At 75.3% G+C, this 2,339-nt stretch carries 1 protein-coding gene; it reads left to right on the plus strand.

Features of this window, described 5'->3' with window-relative positions; translation table 11 throughout:
• The coding region (locus ACWGI8_RS43180; RefSeq protein WP_453668970.1) for a hypothetical protein at window positions 1-2,339 on the plus strand (2,339 nt) is incomplete at both ends.

A 2,339-nucleotide genomic window follows, 5' to 3' on the forward strand; every position in this document is an offset into this window, starting at 1 on the left:
CCACGTCACCGACCGGGCCGTCGCCGACGGCGCGCTGCTGCTCGACGCGGCCGGCTCACGGGCCGAACGCGCGTGGCCGTTCGGCCTGGCCAGGAAGCTGTTCGAGGCCGCACCGCTGACCTCGGCCACCCGCGCCGACGTCACCCACTGGATGGACATCGCCACGGCCGAGAACGCGGCCGAGGCACAGACCCGGGTCCTTCCCCACCTGGCGGGCGCCCTGCTCGAATTAGCGGCAGACCGGCTGGTCGTCATAGCGGTGGATGACGCCGAGCTGAGCGACGAGTTGTCGCTCCAGCTGCTGATGTGCCTGGCCCGCCGCGCCCGGCGTTCCCGCGTCCTGCTCCTCTTGACCGTGTCCGCCTGCCTCGACCAGGAGCAGCTGAGCCGGGTCGCCGAGCTGCAGCGCCAGGCGCACTGCCACCGGCTGCGGCTCATGCCGCTCACGCCCGCGGCAGCCGAGCGGATGCTGGCCGGTCAGGTGCGGGGCGGCGACGCGGGTGCACGGCTCGCCGCTCAGCTGCATGAGCGGACCGGTGGCAACCCGCTGCTGATGCGGGCGCTCGTGGAGGACCACGCGGCCGGGGAGGACGACGAGGGGGCGGTGAGCCTGCGCGCGGGCGAGGCCTGGGCCGGGGCGGTGGGTGAGGTGCTGCACCGCTGCGGCAGCGACGCGTTGCGCGTCGCCCGCGGCACCGCCGTCCTGGGCGAGGACGCTCGTACCGTGCTGCTGGGACGCCTGCTCGACCTGCCGTCGGCGGCGGTCGAGGCCGGGGTGCGGGAGCTGACCCTCAGCGGGCTGTTCCGGGACGGTGCCTTCCATGAGGGCACCGCTGCCGCCGGCGCCGTTCGTGACGCTGCCTTCCGGGCCGCTGCACTTGCCGACGGTGCCCTCGGCGAAAGGGTTTTCCAGGGCAGGGGGCTCGTGCACGGCGGGCCGGGCAAGGCCGGATTCGGCGACGGCGCGCTCGGTGACGGCGCGTTCGGGGCCGGGGAGGGCAGCGAGCGCGACGGCATCCGGCCTGAGCCGCCGGCGGGGGACGGAGCCTTCCGGGACGCCCGGTCGGCTGCCGCGGTACTGGGAGCCACCCCGGACGCGGAGGCCGGCCGGCTGCGACTGCGCGCCGCCGAACTACTGCGCGGTGAAGGGGCGTCCGCCGCCAAGGTCGCGCGGCAGCTGGTGCGCGCGAACGAGCCGGCCGGGAGTTGGGCCGTACCGGTGTTGCAGCAGGCAGCCGAGTGTGCGCTCGTCGACGGCGACCTGGACTTCGCCCGCGGCTGTCTCGCGCTGGCCCAGGAGTCGTGCCCCGACGGGCCGGAGCGGACCGCGCTGAAGCTGCGGCTCGCCGGCGTGCTGTGGCGCTCCCGGCCTTCGGCCCTCAACGAGCACCTCTCCGCGCTCCTTCCGGATATGACAGGAGAGCGGCTGGCACCCGACGAACTGGTCGTGTGCGTCGGCTACCTGGTGTGGCTGCGGCGCGTGGACGAGGCGGCGCGCGTCCTGGACACGCTGGAGCGGTCCACGACCTGGACCGGTGCCGGCCGGCGGGCCGCACTGGTGACGGCGCGCGGGTGGCTGGCCATGGTCGCCCCGGAGCACCGCACCGGCACGCTCGACCGGCTGCCCGACGGCACGGCCCTGTCCGAGCCGCTGGGCGGCAGCGCCGACGTCGCGCACCAGCAGGCCGCGTTCGCGGTGGCGGCGGCCCTGTCCGGCGACGGGCCGCAGGACGCCGTCCGCCAGGCCACCCGCGTACTCCAGCGCTACCGGCTGGGCGACGGCTACGTGCTGCCGCTGATGTTCGCCCTCTGGTCGCTGGTCTACGCGGGCCGTACCGACCTGGCCCGGCCCTGGTGCGAACGCCTGCTGGTCGAGTGCAAGCGCTACGGAACGGCCTGGCGGGCCTGGCTGACCGCCGTACGGGCCGAGATCGCGCTGCGCCAGGGCGACCTGGGCAAGGCGGAGGAGCACGCCCGGTCGGCCCTGTCGATGCTGCCGCGCGAGGACTGGGGCGTGGCCGTCCACTTCCCGCTGGCCACACTCATCAGCGCACGCACCGACATGGGTCGCTACGACGAGGCCATGGACCTGCTCAACCACGCCGCGCCGGGCGCCCGTCTCGACACCCTGCCCGAGCTGCACTTCCGGCGCGCCAGGGGCCGCTGGTCCCTGGCGACGGGCCGCTACCACGCCGCGCTGGGCGACTTCCTGGCCTGCGGTGAGCTGCTGGAGAGCTGGGGGATGGACGTTCCCGAGCTGGTTCCGTGGCGGACCGACGCCGCCGACGCCTGGCTGGCGCTGGGCGAGCGGGAGAAGGCCGTCCGGCTGGCCAGAGAGC

Source organism: Streptomyces sp. NPDC054841 (genome assembly GCF_053611045.1).